General features: G+C 45.0%; 16 protein-coding genes. 11 read left to right on the forward strand and 5 right to left on the reverse strand.

Translation table 11 applies throughout. The features are described 5' to 3' along the window. Positions 1 to 150: 150 nt before the first annotated feature. Entirely contained in the window at positions 151 to 618 is a 468-nt protein-coding gene (locus OV592_RS04695; protein ID WP_406610579.1) for a hypothetical protein, read from the forward strand. Between the two features lie 208 nt (positions 619 to 826). Then, positions 827 to 1,570, forward strand: coding sequence for an OmpA family protein (locus OV592_RS04700; RefSeq protein WP_406610580.1), 744 nt, complete (start codon positions 827 to 829; stop codon positions 1,568 to 1,570). A 62-nt stretch (positions 1,571 to 1,632) separates the two neighbouring features. On the opposite strand, the gene srmB is transcribed toward OV592_RS04700, so the two are convergent. After that, positions 1,633 to 2,889 (reverse strand): ATP-dependent RNA helicase SrmB, encoded by a 1,257-nt coding sequence (gene srmB, locus OV592_RS04705; protein WP_406610581.1) that lies wholly within the window; start codon positions 2,887 to 2,889, stop codon positions 1,633 to 1,635. A 97-nt stretch (positions 2,890 to 2,986) separates the two neighbouring features. On the opposite strand from srmB, the gene OV592_RS04710 reads away from it, so the two are divergent. The 4 genes from OV592_RS04710 (at position 2,987) to OV592_RS04725 (ending at position 7,489) form a co-directional block, all read left to right on the forward strand. Next, positions 2,987 to 3,709 carry a tRNA1(Val) (adenine(37)-N6)-methyltransferase gene (locus OV592_RS04710; RefSeq protein ID WP_406610582.1) on the forward strand — a complete coding sequence of 241 codons (723 nt, stop codon included), beginning with the start codon at positions 2,987 to 2,989 and terminating at the stop codon, positions 3,707 to 3,709. A 131-nt stretch (positions 3,710 to 3,840) separates the two neighbouring features. Further along, complete coding sequence (brnQ, locus tag OV592_RS04715) at positions 3,841 to 5,148, forward strand: branched-chain amino acid transport system II carrier protein (protein ID WP_338624345.1); 1,308 nt, start codon at positions 3,841 to 3,843, stop codon at positions 5,146 to 5,148. A 186-nt stretch (positions 5,149 to 5,334) separates the two neighbouring features. Next, complete coding sequence (locus OV592_RS04720) at positions 5,335 to 6,699, forward strand: methyl-accepting chemotaxis protein (protein ID WP_406610583.1); 1,365 nt, start codon at positions 5,335 to 5,337, stop codon at positions 6,697 to 6,699. A gap of 91 nt (positions 6,700 to 6,790) precedes the next feature. Then, complete coding sequence (locus tag OV592_RS04725) at positions 6,791 to 7,489, forward strand: hypothetical protein (protein WP_406610584.1); 699 nt, start codon at positions 6,791 to 6,793, stop codon at positions 7,487 to 7,489. Positions 7,490 to 7,499: 10 nt separating this feature from the next. On the opposite strand, the gene fldB is transcribed toward OV592_RS04725, so the two are convergent. Continuing rightward, positions 7,500 to 8,018, reverse strand: a complete 519-nt coding sequence (gene fldB / locus OV592_RS04730; protein WP_406610585.1) for a flavodoxin FldB — start codon at positions 8,016 to 8,018, stop codon at positions 7,500 to 7,502. Between the two features lie 100 nt (positions 8,019 to 8,118). Between fldB and xerD the strand changes: the two genes are divergently transcribed. The 5 genes from xerD (at position 8,119) to OV592_RS04755 (ending at position 14,031) form a co-directional block, all read left to right on the forward strand. Beyond that, a complete protein-coding gene (gene xerD, locus OV592_RS04735) occupies positions 8,119 to 9,039 on the forward strand; it encodes a site-specific tyrosine recombinase XerD (protein ID WP_406610586.1) in 921 nt (306 codons plus the stop codon). Between the two features lie 112 nt (positions 9,040 to 9,151). Further along, positions 9,152 to 9,967, forward strand: a complete 816-nt coding sequence (locus OV592_RS04740; protein WP_016401360.1) for a thioredoxin fold domain-containing protein — start codon at positions 9,152 to 9,154, stop codon at positions 9,965 to 9,967. Positions 9,968 to 10,047: 80 nt separating this feature from the next. Continuing rightward, positions 10,048 to 11,769, forward strand: a complete 1,722-nt coding sequence (recJ, locus tag OV592_RS04745; RefSeq protein WP_406610587.1) for a single-stranded-DNA-specific exonuclease RecJ — start codon at positions 10,048 to 10,050, stop codon at positions 11,767 to 11,769. A 19-nt stretch (positions 11,770 to 11,788) separates the two neighbouring features. After that, complete coding sequence (gene trxC / locus OV592_RS04750) at positions 11,789 to 12,220, forward strand: thioredoxin TrxC (protein WP_406610588.1); 432 nt, start codon at positions 11,789 to 11,791, stop codon at positions 12,218 to 12,220. A 233-nt stretch (positions 12,221 to 12,453) separates the two neighbouring features. Then, entirely contained in the window at positions 12,454 to 14,031 is a 1,578-nt protein-coding gene (locus tag OV592_RS04755) for a methyl-accepting chemotaxis protein (RefSeq protein WP_406610589.1), read from the forward strand. 33 nt (positions 14,032 to 14,064) lie between these two features. Here the strand turns inward: OV592_RS04755 and OV592_RS04760 are convergent, their stop codons facing one another. From OV592_RS04760 to OV592_RS04770, 3 genes are all read right to left on the reverse strand, one after another. Then, positions 14,065 to 14,292 (reverse strand): hypothetical protein, encoded by a 228-nt coding sequence (locus OV592_RS04760; protein ID WP_215426376.1) that lies wholly within the window; start codon positions 14,290 to 14,292, stop codon positions 14,065 to 14,067. Positions 14,293 to 14,369: 77 nt separating this feature from the next. Continuing rightward, positions 14,370 to 14,747: a hypothetical protein gene (locus tag OV592_RS04765; RefSeq protein WP_406610590.1), complete on the reverse strand. Its 378-nt coding sequence runs from the start codon at positions 14,745 to 14,747 to the stop codon at positions 14,370 to 14,372. A 46-nt stretch (positions 14,748 to 14,793) separates the two neighbouring features. Then, positions 14,794 to 15,540: an SDR family oxidoreductase gene (locus OV592_RS04770; protein ID WP_406610591.1), complete on the reverse strand. Its 747-nt coding sequence runs from the start codon at positions 15,538 to 15,540 to the stop codon at positions 14,794 to 14,796. Positions 15,541 to 15,655 lie beyond the last annotated feature (115 nt).

Genomic DNA, 15,655 nt, shown 5'->3' on the forward strand with positions numbered 1-15,655 from the left:
GTTTACAGCCTGAGAAAGCCCCACTTAGTTGGGGCTTTTTTATGCGCATAATTGTTTACGGCGCAACCGAGGGAGATTAAGGCTTTTAGCCACTAAAACAAACCGTCTTTACTAGGCTTAGCTTTGCACTTATCAGTAAGGAAAGCTAATATGTTAGACGCAATCTTAGAACACTATTCACAGTATCTTTATCTAAGCGCTGAAGTGACTAAAACCAATGGGCAACATGTTAATGTGAGTGAGCTGTTCACGGTTAAATTTACCTTGCTCAATACCGCCCCAACCATTCGAAGCTCCCGCCAAGCTAAAATAGTTTTTTTAAACCCGTACCTACAGATTATTAAGACTGACTACGCTGCGCCTTGGGGGCCAGATAATGAAGCTTGGGATTCTATGGGTTTGAACTTTCGTCGAGATCTCAACCCCGGAGAAAGTGCTAACTTAGAAGTTGAATTTGTAGCCCTTCGTTCGATGGACCGCCGTAGATTCATTGTGGAAGAACCCTATACTTCGGTATCAGTTAAAGCGCCATTGGACGTGAATGAACTCTTTTTTGCACATCAACAGTTTGAGTTCTCACATGACATTCGTCACCGCTCACCTACAGATAGAGAGTAAGTGAAAAGTAAAACTATATGATGGTTTTAGGCGATTTACAGTAAAGGCCCGTAAAACTTTTAACTTTTTATTCACTTGAGTTTTTGCTCCAGCCTTGTCAATATCTCAAAAAAGCCTACCTAGAATAGGTTTAATTGGTAAATGGGTGACTTATTTTTTACTCAAGGTAATCGACATGAATAGTCGAGTTAGGCCATATGGAGATAATATGAAAAATAAGATTGCAGTGGTATTAGCGCTAGTTGGCGCAGCTTCATTATCAGGGTGTTCAACTCCTCCTGAAGGAGATATTAGGGTTTTGTGTCCGATTATCGGCGGTGCCTTTGGCTCTGTTGCTGGCGGTGGTGGCATGGTTGCCGGTGTTATCGGTGGCGCGCTGGTTTGTTCTAATCCAGATTTAGACGGTGATGGTGTGGCTAATAGCGTTGATGAATGCCCCGATACACCAGCAGGCGCAATAGTTGACGAACGCGGTTGCGAAATCGTCGAAGAAGTTGTTGTAGAAGAAGTGGTTGTTGTTGAGGAAGAGATTGTAGAAGAGGTGGTCGTGGTTGCTGCAGCAGCTGCAGTACTAATTCCTGAGTCTTGCGAACAATATGTCATGGTTGAAGATGACAAAGTGGTTGGCTTTGAACATATCTTATTTGGCTTCAACAAAGACGAATACGATGCTGATGAACAAGCTAAAGTTGATTGTATCGCTAAAACCGTTATAGCAAATGACTTAAAAATTGATGTAGCGGGTCATACCGACAACATTGGTAGTGACGAATACAATTATGAGCTTAGCAAACGCCGTGCACATAATGTTGGAATTGCTTTACTTGCTGCAGGTGTAACCAGAGATGCAGCGGTTGAAGAAGGCAAAGGCATTGCTGCGCCAATTGCTTCTAACGCTACCGAAGAAGGTCGCGCGCATAACCGCCGGGTAGAAGTGCGAGTTTATAACTAATACGACGTTATAACAGTCACAATAAAGCCACGCATTGCGTGGCTTTCGTTTTTATTACTTGGCTATTTCTTCGCTTTTTTAGCCAGCTTCTTAGCGCGACCCTTAGCCTTTTTCTTAGCGGCCTTTTTAGCTTCCGCAGTTTTAGGTTTTTTCTTTTTAGCCGGTGGTGCTGCAACACGGTGAGTTGGACGTAAGCCATCAATTACTCGGCGTTTAATTGGCTCTTCAGTATAACGCTCTGCTTTGGCCAACGCTCCCATATCATGTGCTTCAACCAGGTTTACAGCCATGCCTTTGCGTCCAGCACGGGCGGTGCGGCCAATACGGTGTACATAAACATCTGGGGTGCGTGGCATGTCATAGTTAAATACATGACTAATTTCAGGTACATCTAAGCCACGAGCAGCCACATCGGTGGCGATGAGAATCTTAACTTCGCCCTCTCTAAAGGCTTGCATGGCTTGGTTGCGTTTGTCTTGAGCCATTTCACCACGCAGGTACGATGCTTTAATATCATCGCTTTGTAGCTGTTCTGCTAAGGCATATAAACGCTCACGGGTTTTTACAAATACCACACAACGCTCAATCTCTTCGTTAAGCAAGTAGTGGCGCAATAACTGGTATTTATGGGCAGCATCATCACAGAAGTGCAAAATTTGTAGAATTTTAGCGCGCTCACGGCGTGGTGGTTCTACTTCAATTTGTACCGGATCTTGCATTACCTTGTCGGCAAAACGCATTAAACCAGAGCCTTCTAAGGTGGCTGAAAACAAAGCGGTTTGGCTGCGTTCGCTGGTAGCGTCGCTAATCGTTTCCATGTCTTTGATAAAGCCCATGTCTAACATTCGGTCGGCTTCGTCTAGAATCAGTACCTCAATGGCCTGGGTATCAAACACCTTATAGGTGATGTACTCCATTAAGCGGCCAGGAGTGGCGATCACGATATCAATATTGCCCTTAAGCTGTTCAGCGTGAACATCGTATTTAACCCCACCAGTGATATCGATAGTTGTGAGTTTGGTGTGCGATGTTGCTAAACGAGCCTGTTCGGCGACTTGCATGGCAAGCTCACGGGTAGGCGTAAGAATTAATACTCGACCGGGCCCGGCTTTACGGCGAGGATAGTCCAACAAATGTTGAATCGCTGGCAGCAAAAAGCCTAGGGTTTTACCTGTGCCAGTAGGCGCAGAAGCCAGTACGTCTCGACCATCAAGCATTGCCGGAATGGTTCGCTGCTGAATAGTTGTGGCTTTTTGTAAGCTCATATCGCTTACTGCAGCTAGGATCTGCGGGTCTAGGTCGAGGTCTTCGAAGGTCATAAATCTACCAAGTTGTGAGGCGCCATCGACTTGAACCAAAAGCGCGGGTCATTTACATTCGCGGCATAGTATAGCGCCAAACAGAGGCAAGCAAGAAGTGATCGATCATAATCATCGTCCTGGATTCACCTTTAAGCGGTTTCATGTGGCGCACGATCAATGTGCAATGAAGGTGGGTACCGACGGGATCTTATTAGCGGCGTGGCTTAATCTGGCAAATGCTAAGCGCATATTGGATGTTGGAACAGGCACAGGATTGATTAGCTTAATCATGGCTCAACGCGGTGAAGGCAAGCTGAGTATTGATGCCATTGATATTGACGCTGATGCTTGTGAGCAAGCCAAATCTAATGTGGCGAACTCTCCGTGGGCAAATACTATCAATGTAACTTTAAGCAGTATGCAAACTCACCAACCAACTTATGCCTATGATCTTATTGTTTCTAACCCGCCGTATTTTCCTGCCGGACAGCAATTCGATGAAAAGCGCCAGCTAGCTAGGCACAGTGGCTCGCTCAATGCCGAGCAGTTTTTTGCTGCCTTGAAAAAGTTATGTCATGCAAACACTGAATTAGCGTTAGTGCTACCGTGTGATGTAGCAGAGTTGTGGCAACAGCAAGCCTTAAGCAACAATTGGTGTTTAATACATCAAGCTGAGGTGCAATCACTTCCCAATAAACCAGCCATTCGTAGTTTGATGCGCTTCTCTCAACACGCTTCGTTGTCACTTAAGCAAGAGCAAATCCTTATCTATCAGGAGGATAGAACTTACTCTGAACAATATGTTGAGTTGTGTAGAGAATTGTACTTAAAAATGTAGATTTGTTTACTGTTGAGTTGGATCAATTATCCTTTATGTAGATTTATTCACTGGTTTTATGTTTTAAGGCCATGTTATATACTTCATTGCTTAAAAATATAATCAATTGCAATCTACAACGGGGATAACACGTGACCAAACCTCTTGGATCATGGAATACAATCAGCTTAGGGATGATGGTTTTTGCCTTTTTTTTAGGCGCAGGTAATTTAATTTTTCCACCTATGGCAGGCATGTTAGCTGGCGACAATTTAGCGATGTCGATGCTTGGCTTTTTGGCCACTGCGGTAGGTTTACCTTTACTGGGTTTATTAGCGATTGCTAAAGCCGGTGGCGGTATTGTTCACCTTGGGCGTTATTTACCCTCAAAGGTGGCTAACTTTATTGCGCTCGCCATTTATCTAGTATTGGTTCCGATGTTCGGTATTCCCCGTACATGTTTGGTAGCTTATGAGCTTGGCTTGGTACCGCTGGTTGAAAGCGCTAGCCAACTCACTTTAATTGCTTACTCATTGTTCTATTTTGTGGCGGCTTTGTTTTTTATTCTGCGCCGTGGCGGCTTAATCGATACTGTTGGCAAAATAATCACTCCTTTGTTGGTAATTTGTATTGCGGTTATCGGTGTAAGTGTATTTAGTAATCCTTTTGCAGAGATTGCTGAAGCGCAAAAAGGCTTTGCGGACATGCCTTTTGGTCAAGGTTTTATTGACGGCTACAACACTATGGACGCACTTGCAGCATTGATGTTTGGTGTGTTGATGATTGATGCGCTTAACGGTAAGGGGGTAAGCGGTAAAGGCGAGCAATTTGGCTACTTGGTTAAGGCCAGCATTATAGCGGCAATTGGCCTAACCCTATTTTATGTAGTGCTGTTTTACTTAGGTGCTACTGCAACCGGCGTAGCGCCAGAGGCGCAAAATGGTGGCGAAATTATTGTTGCCTACGTAGCAGTATTGTTCGGCGCTAAAGGCCAACTATTGTTATCTACCATTGTAAGTTTGGCCTGTTTCACAACGGCTATTGGTGGTATCTCGTCGTTTTCAACTTACGTGAGTGATAACAGCAAGTTCTCTTATAAACTTACCGCTATTGCTACTGCTGCCTGTTGTGCATTAGTGGCTAACATTGGTTTGAACCAACTGTTGGTGGTTTCTATTCCAATTCTTATTGGTATTTACCCGGTAGCAGTGGCATTGATTGCCTTTAACCTGTTAGTGGATTGGTTTAATCGACCTCAAATGGCGGCTCGATTAATTATTGGTGTAGCGGCTATTTTTGGTGTGCTCGATGCAATCAAAGCAACTGGTGTGAATATGGAAGCCTTTAATGTATTACCGGGCTTCTCACAAGGTTTTGCTTGGTTATTGCCAACTCTAGCCGCAGTATTGGTTAGTGTGTTTGCTCGCTCAAGCAAGCAAACAGTTGCCGAAACCGCATAAGTTTACTTAGCGCCAACAACAGGTTGGCGCTGCTTTTCTTTAGTAAAAACAACATAACAGGTTAATACCTGTTTTTTTTGATTTTCTCATTGAGATCTTGACGCGCAATCCCTCGTATTCCCCTGCCTCGCGCAATACCATAGCCCGCTATTTGTTCGATTGTTGCAATGCAAAATGGAGTTTGTCATGAAAGAAGTCCCATTTAGGTGGATTGATCGCTTTAATATTCACCTTACCTTGCAGGAAAAGTTTCTACTTATGTTCGCTTTTCCTATGTTGGCGTTGCTCGCGATCTTATTGATTGTGTCTAGTAATGTAGAGAACCATTTGCAGCAGCTTGATCAGCAACAAGCCCAACTAGTAAATCAAATTATTCAAGCTGAGCCCGAGCAATTGCGTACTGTATTGTCAAAAGCTGGTTATGAATTACGTGGCAATCGAGTAAGCCCTCAGCATCAGCAAACGTCAATATTTGCGCTGTTTTCTGGGCTGCAATACGCCAGCGTCGCAGCGATATTGTTTGTTGCCGGTTTACTGTTTTACTACGTAATGACCTTTATTGGCGGGGCAATGTATCAAATTCACAATGCGTTGGACTTGCTAGCCAAGGGCGATTTAACCAATCGACTTAACTACTTTCCGGTGCGAGATGAATTCAGCTCTATCGCCATTATTATCGATAAAGTAGCGGAACGAGAACACCAGCTGGTGAGCGAAACCAATGCCAGTAACGCGATGGTTAAAGATCTTTGCCATCAACTCAACCAAACCAGCGAGCAATGTAATAGCTTAAGTGTGCAACAGCAGGATCGGGTTGATTCCTTGGCTAGTGCCATTGAGCAAATGGTGGTCACTATTCGTAATGTGGCTGCCAATGCTAATGACACCGCAGAGCAAACAGGCCAAGCCAATCTAGCCACCAGTGAAGGGCAGCAAAAGGTAGAGTTAACAGTAGAGGCGATTGACCACTTGATGGCTGACGTACAGCGTGCCGAGCAAGCGGTCACTCAATTGGAAAAGCGCACTCAAGATATCGGTGCAGTGGTGACCACCATTAACTCCATTTCTGAACAAACTAATCTTTTGGCATTAAATGCCGCCATTGAAGCGGCTCGAGCTGGTGAGCAAGGTCGCGGTTTTGCGGTTGTGGCAGACGAGGTGCGCAGCCTAGCTGGGCGAGCTCAGCAAGCCACTGTAGAGATTCAATCGATGATTGAAGAACTACAATCTACCAGCCTTGGTTTAAGCTCAACGGTTAAAGAAAGCGTGCAGCGTGGTGAAACCAGTAAAGAAATGATGGGCGGTGTGCATCAAACCATCGCGGACATTCATCAGCGTACCGATACGGTTTCGGCAAAAATTTCAGAAATTGCCACGGCCTCGGAACAGCAAGGGGTTGTTGCCACGGGTATCTCGGATGATACACACCAGCTGCGAGACCAAACCGTGCTGGTAACCGAGTTAGTTCAAGGTTCAGACCAAGCCATTAAATCGCTGCTGGAGCGAGTAGAAGTGCTAGAGCGGCTTACTAAAGACTTAGTTACCTCTTAAATATTGGAGTCACGTTATAAACACCAGTTACGATATTAGCTTAGCGTGTTAAGATTTAGCCTTTTAATAAATATATTCATAGGGAAATGAATTGCTTATACTCAAAATACTGGCTGCAAGTTTCTTATACCCATTTCTTAATTACAAAGAAACACTTAACGCAATAACAATTCCATTTCTTATTTATACAATCAATTGGGCTGTTGGTTTTGAGCTAGCTCTACAAGACCCTCTGTTGGGGTGGCTGTCGTTGATTATTCAAATATTTGCTTTGTCGATGCTACTGACCAACTGTTGTTTCTTGGTTATGGGAGAAACGCCAGTAAATGCCTTTTCTGGTATGAACTTATACCTGAGAGTTTTTGCATTATTTGCAGTGTGGACGATTGTTGTAACTGTGTTTCAGTATTTGCTAATTGGAGTCTTGATAAATGTTGTTTTAGTTCAATCTCAACAACAGACTAACTTGGTGAGTATAATATGTCAGCTGATGTCGCGTAGCTTGTTGTTTTGGATGGCTTTGGTAATCCCGCACTATATCTTTAGTGGTGACGCTAAGTTTAGGAACATTTTTCATCTATCTAAAGCACTTATGCTTCAATTGGTTCTTTTAGCTTTCATACTCCAAGGTATTCGCTTAATAGTTGATTGGTTACTAAGTATGAGTGATTTTCTTTACATCAATTACCTCGCCATTTTTTGGTTGTTTTTTATACAGATTGTTGGTGGCTTTTTACTTGGCTTAAGTTATCTAGCCGTTCGGGATATGCAACCCAAAGAGCAACTTTGATAAAAGAAGTTTAGGCTAACTCTTTTAGCTCCTGCTTCAACTGGCCACACCATTGTTGAATACGCTGGTCGCTTACTTCGTATTGATGTTCATCGTCTAGCGCTAAGCCATAAAAGAATTCGCCGTCTTCGGTGAGAGCTTTAGAAGCTTCAAACTCATAGCCTTGGTTTGGCCAAAAGCCAATAAAGTTAGCACCAGAGGGCGCCAGTTGCTCAAACAATAATCCCATAGCATCTAAAAACCATTCGCTATAACCCACTTGGTCACCTAGGCCAAACAGTGCGATGGTTTTGTTCTTAAAATCAAGCCCTTCAAGGTTATCCCATACGGCTTCCCAATCTTCCTGTAATTCGCCATAATCCCAAGTAGAAATTCCAAGAATAAGCAGCGAATAGTCGTGCATTTGGCTTATGTCGCAATCTTTAATATTGAACATGTCGATATCATGGTCGGCAAATTCAGCGAGAATTTTCTCTGCTGCCATTTCGGTGTAACAGGTAGACGAGCCAAAGAACAGGCCAATGCGCATGTAAAACTTCCTTAAGCGTTGCAGTGTGCGCGGGCAGTTTATCAAAAGCGCTAACTAACACCAATAAGCCAAGTGTTAGCCCGATTAATTAGTGAGAAATATGCCAAGCAAGCAAAGCAAACCAAAAGCCAGCGAGATTGATAATCCACATATCAATCGCTTTATTGAACAGCTGTGGTTTGAGCACAGCCTTGCAGAGAATACTCTTAATTCTTATCGCAATGATTTAAACCAGCTGGCGAGTTTTTTGTTGCAGAAAAAAATCTCGCTAGAACAAGCTGAAGCCTTAGACTTGCAGGGCTTTATCGCTTATCGCTATGAGCAAGGGCAAAAGCCAGCAAGCGCAGCTAGACAACTTTCCACCCTGAAGCGTTTTTACCGCTTTTTAATTCAAGAAAAAAGCCGTGAAGATGATCCCTGCGCGCTGTTAGCACAACCTAAATTAGAGAAAAAGCTACCGGGTACCCTAAGCGAAGCCGAGGTAGATGCCTTGCTAAATGAGCCGCAGCTGGATGATCCCATTCAGCATCGTGACTTAGCCATGTTAGAGGTTTTATATGCCACTGGGTTGCGAGTGACCGAGTTAGTGAGCCTGCAAATAGAGCAAGTGAGCTTGCGCCAAGGGTTGGTAAGGGTTGTGGGTAAAGGTGGTAAAGAGCGCTTAGTTCCTTTGGGGGAGCAAGCAGTAGATGTATTAGAGCGCTACTTAAAGCAAGCGAGACCGCTGTTACTAAAACAAGAGAGCGATGTATTATTTCCAAGCTCACGTGGTAGCCAAATGACCCGGCAAACTTTTTGGCATCGCATTAAGCGCTATGCTAGCTTAGCAGGGATTAACAACCACTTATCACCGCATACCTTACGTCATGCTTTTGCCACTCATTTGCTTAACCACGGCGCTGATTTAAGGGTGGTGCAAATGTTATTGGGGCATAGTGATTTGTCTACAACTCAAATCTATACCCACGTAGCAAACGAGCGTTTACGCAGTGTTTACCAGCAACATCACCCGCGCGCTTAGGCGACCTACTAAGCAGTTTATAACTAATTTTTTTGCATTTACCGCCTATAGGCGGTAAGTTTTGCAAGCTTTGCACGGTCTGCTTGTATACCCCTAATTCGGAGAAAATTTAATGAAATTATCCAAGGCCTTATTGTTGTCGATGAGTTTATTCGGCCTAAGCTTAAACACTGCCTGGAGTGACGATGCCAGTGAGCAGCCTGAAACCAAGGTGGCTCAAGCAGACATGACCAACAAATTGGATACTACAAAAACCAAACAGGTGATTGAAGCGCGTTTGGGTGTAAAAGTAGATGCGGTAGCCGAAACGCCATTAGCTGGTATTTATGAAGTGGCCACCAGCCAGGGCATGTTTTATGTGAGCCAAGACGGTCGTTATTTAATTCAAGGTAGCTTGTTTGATTTAGTCAATCGAGTGAACCTAACGGATGCAAGCATGGCTAAGGTGCGAATTAAGCAGTTAGCAAGTTTTGAAAACGACATGATTGTATTCAAAGCAAAAGATGAAAAATACGTTGTGACAGTGTTTACCGATACCAGCTGTGGTTACTGTCGCAAGTTGCATAATGAAATGTACACTTACAAAGAAAAAAACCAGCAAACTCAAAAAGTTGAAACCTTAGCGGGTTATACCGATTTAGGCATTACTGTGCGTTACTTGGCCTTCCCACGTGGTGGAGTAGACTCCCCAGTTTATGGTGAAATGCAAAGCGTATGGTGTGCTGATGATAAAGCCGGTGCCATGAGTGCAGCTAAAAACGGCAGCTCTGTGGCTAAAGCCAGCTGTGACAACACGGTGCTTAAACAGTACCAGTTAGGCGAGGCGTTCGGTGTTCGTGGTACGCCAGCTATGGTGCTAGAAGATGGCACTATGTTGCCGGGATATCGCCCACCGGCTGCCTTGTTAGAGTTTTTAGAGCGTAGCTAGCTTTCACTGCTGTAAATAGGCTCCTACTTTTGTTAAAAAGGGGAGCCTTTTTTATTTCACCATCCTAGAGAAACCAATACGTGTTATTACGCCGCCGCGAAAATCTCGATACCCAAGCGCTACCAGCCGAATGGCCAGAGCTAATAAAACAAGTGTATGTGCGACGCGGAGTAAAAACCGCGGCCGATGTTGAACGGCGCGCTCAAGCTCTTTTGCCATTTCAAGGTTTGCAAGGCATGGATGATGCGGTCAACTTACTTATAAGCAATCTGCAGCAACGAAAAAAGATCCTGATTGTTGGTGACTTTGATGCCGATGGTGCAACCAGCACAGCGCTATTAATGGCTGGCTTGCCGCAGTTTGGCTTTCGGTCTGTAGATTTTTTAGTGCCTAACCGTTTTGAGTACGGCTATGGCTTAAGCCCTGAGATTGTAGAGCTAGCCGCAGCCAAAGGCGCAGAGCTCATTATTACCGTGGATAATGGCATTTCCAGCATCAATGGCGTTGATAAGGCGGAGTCTCTTGGTATTCCGGTACTTATCACCGATCATCACCTGCCAGGTGAGCAATTACCCAAAGCGGCGGCTATTGTTAATCCAAATCTGTCGGCCTGCGCGTTTCCAAGTAAAAATCTGGCTGGCGTAGGTGTAGCGTTTTACTTGCTTATGGCGCTGCGCAGCAAAATGCGCGAACAGGATTTATTTGTTCAGCAAGGCTTGGTAGAGCCCAATATTGCCAGTTTATTGGATTTGGTTGCACTAGGCACTGTGGCGGATGTAGTTCCGCTAGACAGTAATAACCGAATTTTAGTGCACCAAGGGCTGCAGCGTATTCGAGCTGGTGCCTGTAGGCCCGGCATTCAAGCGCTTATTGAAGTGTCTGGCCGCAATAAAGCCAGTATGGTGGCCAGTGACTTAGGTTTTGCAATTGGTCCGCGCCTCAACGCGGTTGGCCGCTTAGACGATATGAGCTTAGGCATTCACTGTTTGCTTAGTGACGATATTCACCACGCGCGTCAATTGGCCAGCGAAATGGACAGCTTGAATAGTGAGCGCAAAGATATTGAAGCCAGCATGCAGCAAGAAGCCCAGCAAAGCGTCAGCAAGTTGAGTTTAGATACTCAAAGCCTGCCCAAAGCACTGTGTTTGTATCAGGCCGATTGGCATCAAGGCGTAGTAGGGCTAGTGGCTTCACGTATTAAAGAAAAATACTACCGCCCAGTGTTTGCTTTTGCTGATGGAGATAATGGCGAAGTTAAAGGCTCGGGGCGCTCGGTGGCTGGAGTGCATCTTCGCGATTTACTGGAACGTATAGATACCCAAAACCCAGGTTTAATTGCTAAATTTGGTGGCCATGCAATGGCTGCGGGTTTGTCTTTATCGCAATCGCGATTTAGCGAATTTCAAGCTTGTTTAGAAAACACCGCCAAAGATTTTATAGATGAAGAATGCCTCACTCACACCTTACTTAGTGACGGAGAGTTAGCACCAGAGCAATTGGTGTTGGAATTTGCCGAAATGCTGCGTGAATCGGGACCTTGGGGCCAAGGTTTTCCCGAACCTTTGTTTGACGGTGAGTTTGAGCTCTGTGCGCAGCGAGTTGTGGGTGAAAAGCATTTAAAGATGAGTGTGAAGCTACCGGGCATGAGCCAAGAAGTGGATGCTATTGCTTTTAATGTGGATCGTAGCATTTGGCCAAATGCCAGCCTCAAGCATGTGCAACTGGTTTATAAGCTGGACGTAAATGAATTTAGAGGGCGGCGCAGCGTACAACTTATGGTTGAACACTTAGCCCCCTTATAAACCTTATAGGAGTAGATAGATGTCTGAATCACTGATTGTGGTGTGCCCTAGTTGCCAAGCAGGCAATCGCTTACCTGTGACGCGAGTTGCTGAGCAAGCCAAATGTGGCAAATGTAAGCAAGCCTTATTTAGTGGTGAGCCGATTGATGTTACCGAAACAAGCTTTAGTAAGCACCTAGGTGGCGAGTTACCGGTAGTTGTCGATTTTTGGGCATCGTGGTGTGGCCCTTGTAAAAGCATGGCACCGGCCTACCAGCAAGCTGCTCAGCAGTTTGCTCATCGCGCACAGTTTTTAAAAGTGAATACCGAGGAGCAACAAGCACTAGCGCAGCGTTATCAAATTCGCTCTATTCCTACTTTAATGGTGTTCAAAAATGGCAAATTATTAAGCCAACAAGCGGGTGCATTGCCAGCTCAAGCTATGCAGCAGTGGCTTGAACAGCACATTTAACTAAATCCAATATCTTTAAAACTTTAGGGCTTATTCTTAGCTCTAAAGTTTTTGCTCTATCCTTCGCATTTTCTACAGCCTAATATTGTGTTGCTTGTCCAAATAGAGATAATCCAAAAAGTTATGTTTTTTAAGTGTTTGTTGTTGGCGAGTTATCTATTTGTTGTCAATAATTTATAAACACATCAACTAAAAATAAGCCAAACACACGGCTAGTGATTAAAGGATTGTTTATGCCTAGGGGAACCTCTCTTACTGGAAACGAGCGCAAGATGGTTGAGCATCAACACATCGTTTCAACTACCGATCCTCGAGGCGTAATTACCTACGCTAATCAAGACTTTGTAGACATTAGCGGTTATAGCAACGATGAGCTGGTGACTCATGGACATAACATTGTTCGCCATCCTGCAATGCCAAAAGTGGCCTTCAAGATGCTTTGGGATCGAATTGAAAGCGGCAAGCCGTGGATGGGGATTGTGAATAATCGCTGCAAAAACGGTGATAATTACTGGGTCGATGCATTTGTCACTCCCATGCTCTCTAGTAAAGGTGAGATAGAGGGTTACCAGTCGGTGAGAGTAAAACCTAATGCCGAGGCAGTAAAACGCGCTGATCGTTTGTATCAGCGTATCAATCAAGGTCAGGCACCTATTTCCCGCTTGGAGCGCGGGATCAATATATTAAGCCGCTATAGCTTAAGTTTCGCCTTACCTGGATTATTGGTGTTGGCATTTTGCCTATTTAACTCGCTATTGTCTTTGGGCAGTGGGCTCATCGCAGCATTGGTAATTATGGGGCTAAGCGTGTTGTTAGCCACTATGCTAAGTGCGTCGATCCGCAGTTTAGCCGCCAGCAGTAAACAAACTATTGATGATCCCGTGGCGCAATGGATTTACACCGGGCGCTGCGATGAACTAGGGCAATTGCAATTAGCCAATATTTTATTGGATCATCAACAACAAACCTTAATTTGGCGAGTCAGTGATTCTGCTCAGCAACTGGATAAGGTGGCGGCTCAGGCATCTAGCGCAACCGAAGGTGTATACACCGATATGGACTCGCAGCAAAATGAGGTTGAGCAAGTCGCTAGCGCCATTGGCCAAATGGCGAGTAGTGTTGAAGAGGTATCGTCGAGCGTCCAGCAAACCGTGGAGCAAACCAGCCAAGCCGATCAGCAGGTGCGCCAAGGCCACCAAGAAGTTAACGACACCATCGCCCAAATAAACCTGCTGGCTAAAGAAATTGATACCGCCAGCGAAGTGATCGCTTCGCTAGCTCAAGAAAGTGAGCAAATTGGTTCCTTTGTAACGGTTATTCAAGGCATTGCCGAACAAACCAATTTACTGGCTTTAAATGCTGCCATCGAAGCAGCTAGAGCGGGCGAACAGGGGCGAGGGTTTGCGGTGGTGGCTGATGAAGTGCGAACCTTAGCTAGCCGCACGCAAAGTTCTACCGAAGAAATTCAAAGCATAGTAGCAACGCTACAAACCGGGGCAGAAAGAGCGGTGAAAGTGATGCAGCAAGGTAGCAAGGCGGCTCAGGGCAGTGTTGATCAAGCTGCCCATGCCGGCGATGCAATTATGCAGATTACCCAAACAGTGGAAGAAATTCGCAGCCGCATTAGTCAAATTGCCAATGCGACTGAGGAGCAGGCTTCGGTTGCCAGTGAAATTGGTGGCAATGTTTCTGCCATTAGCCAGCAAACTCAGCAAACCTTGCAGCGTTGCCAGCATACTAGCGAAGCTAATCATCTGTTGGCTGAACAAAGTGGCAAATTGCGGGCAATGGTCGAGCTGTTTGCTCGCTGATCTAGCCTATAAATCAATAATAGATAACTGGGCTTAGCTTTTTGATTTTGCTTTCATCAGTATTAGGGTGAGGATAATTTTGCTGGGCACCATTAACAGCAAGCCTAAGCCAATAATACCTGCGATTATTTGTACCCCAGTTACGCCCATGGAAACGCTGATGTTAGAGAACATAGCTAAAGCTACTCCCACTAGCACCAATAATAAACCTATGCATATAACGGCATATAATAGGTACTTTCCTTGTTGCTGAGTCATCATATAGCCCTTTTTAATAACGACTTAAGCCATTATTAAGCACATGCTTATATACAACCTTGCGTTAGCGCAGTTTATCGTCAATCTGCTGATTGTTTAGTTGGGTTACTTGCTTGAGAAACTTTGAGTAAGGGGGCATTCTCGGGCCAGCTAAGCATGCCTTTTACCTGCCAAAAACTACCAATACTGGGTGTTGGTTGTTGATTGAAGTTGATTGTGAGTAATTTGCCTTCAGCACTTTTAGCTAAGACCTCTTGCTGGTTATTAGTGGTGCCAATAACCAGAATATCGCCTTCAACCAAAGCTGATTGTTGATGCGCTAGGGCGTGTTCTAAAGAAAGGCTTTCTATCTGTTTAAAAGGGCTATTAGGCGCCCAGGTGTAGTAACAAAAAAGGCCAATTAGTAAAGCCATTACAAAGGGAATACGTTTATCGATTATTCGAGGATCTTTGGCCATTTAATGGTCCTTGTTAGTGTTATTAAGCACTTGGCATTTCGGTGTTTTATCGCCCACCAGCAACGTCGACAATGCTACCCGTGATATAAGAAGCTTGTTCTGAAAGCAGCCACGCAATGGCTTCGGCAACTTCGCTAGGCTGACCGGCACGCTGCATGGGAATGGCGCTGCGGACGCGTTCAATTCGGTTGGGTTCGCCGCCATCGGCATGCATGTCGGTATCAATAAAGCCTGGCCGCACCCCATTCACTCTAATCTTTTGCTCGGCTAATTCTAAGGAAAGCCCTTTAGTGAGAGTATCTATGGCACCTTTACTGGCTGCATAATCGATGTATTCGAAGGGAGAGCCTATGCGAGCTGCGGCCGAAGACACATTAACAATGGCCCCTCCAGTACCACCATAACTGCTGCCCATGCGCTTAATGGCATATTTACAGCACAGAAAGGCACTGGTTACGTTAGTAGTTAGCAGCTGATTGATGCGGGCCTGATCCATATTCACCAACGAGCTTTGTGGTAGCAACATGGCAGCATTGTTAACTAAGGCGGTAATGGCGCCCAGTTGTTGGTCAATGGCAGCGAACAGTTTATCAACTTGCTGCTCCTGGCTTACATCAGCAGCATAAGCCATTGCAGGAACACCTAAGGCATGGATTTGCTTCAGTAGCGTGTTAGCAGCTACTTGGTTTTGTTTGTAGTTAATACAAACGGCATAGCCTTGTTGCGCCAGCAGCAAAGCGGTAGCAGCGCCAATGCCACGACTAGAACCGGTGACGAGTGCAACTTTATTCATCGTTGTCCCTGCTAGGTGAAGAAAGACCATGCTAGCAATATCACCCGCCTACAGAAAGCCTTTATGTTACGAATTAAATGACTATATTCCATACTATAGTGCGACAAATTTGCGC

Source organism: Agarivorans sp. JK6 (assembly GCF_045277145.1).
In the GTDB taxonomy this organism is placed as follows: Bacteria; Pseudomonadota; Gammaproteobacteria; order Enterobacterales; family Celerinatantimonadaceae; genus Agarivorans; species Agarivorans albus.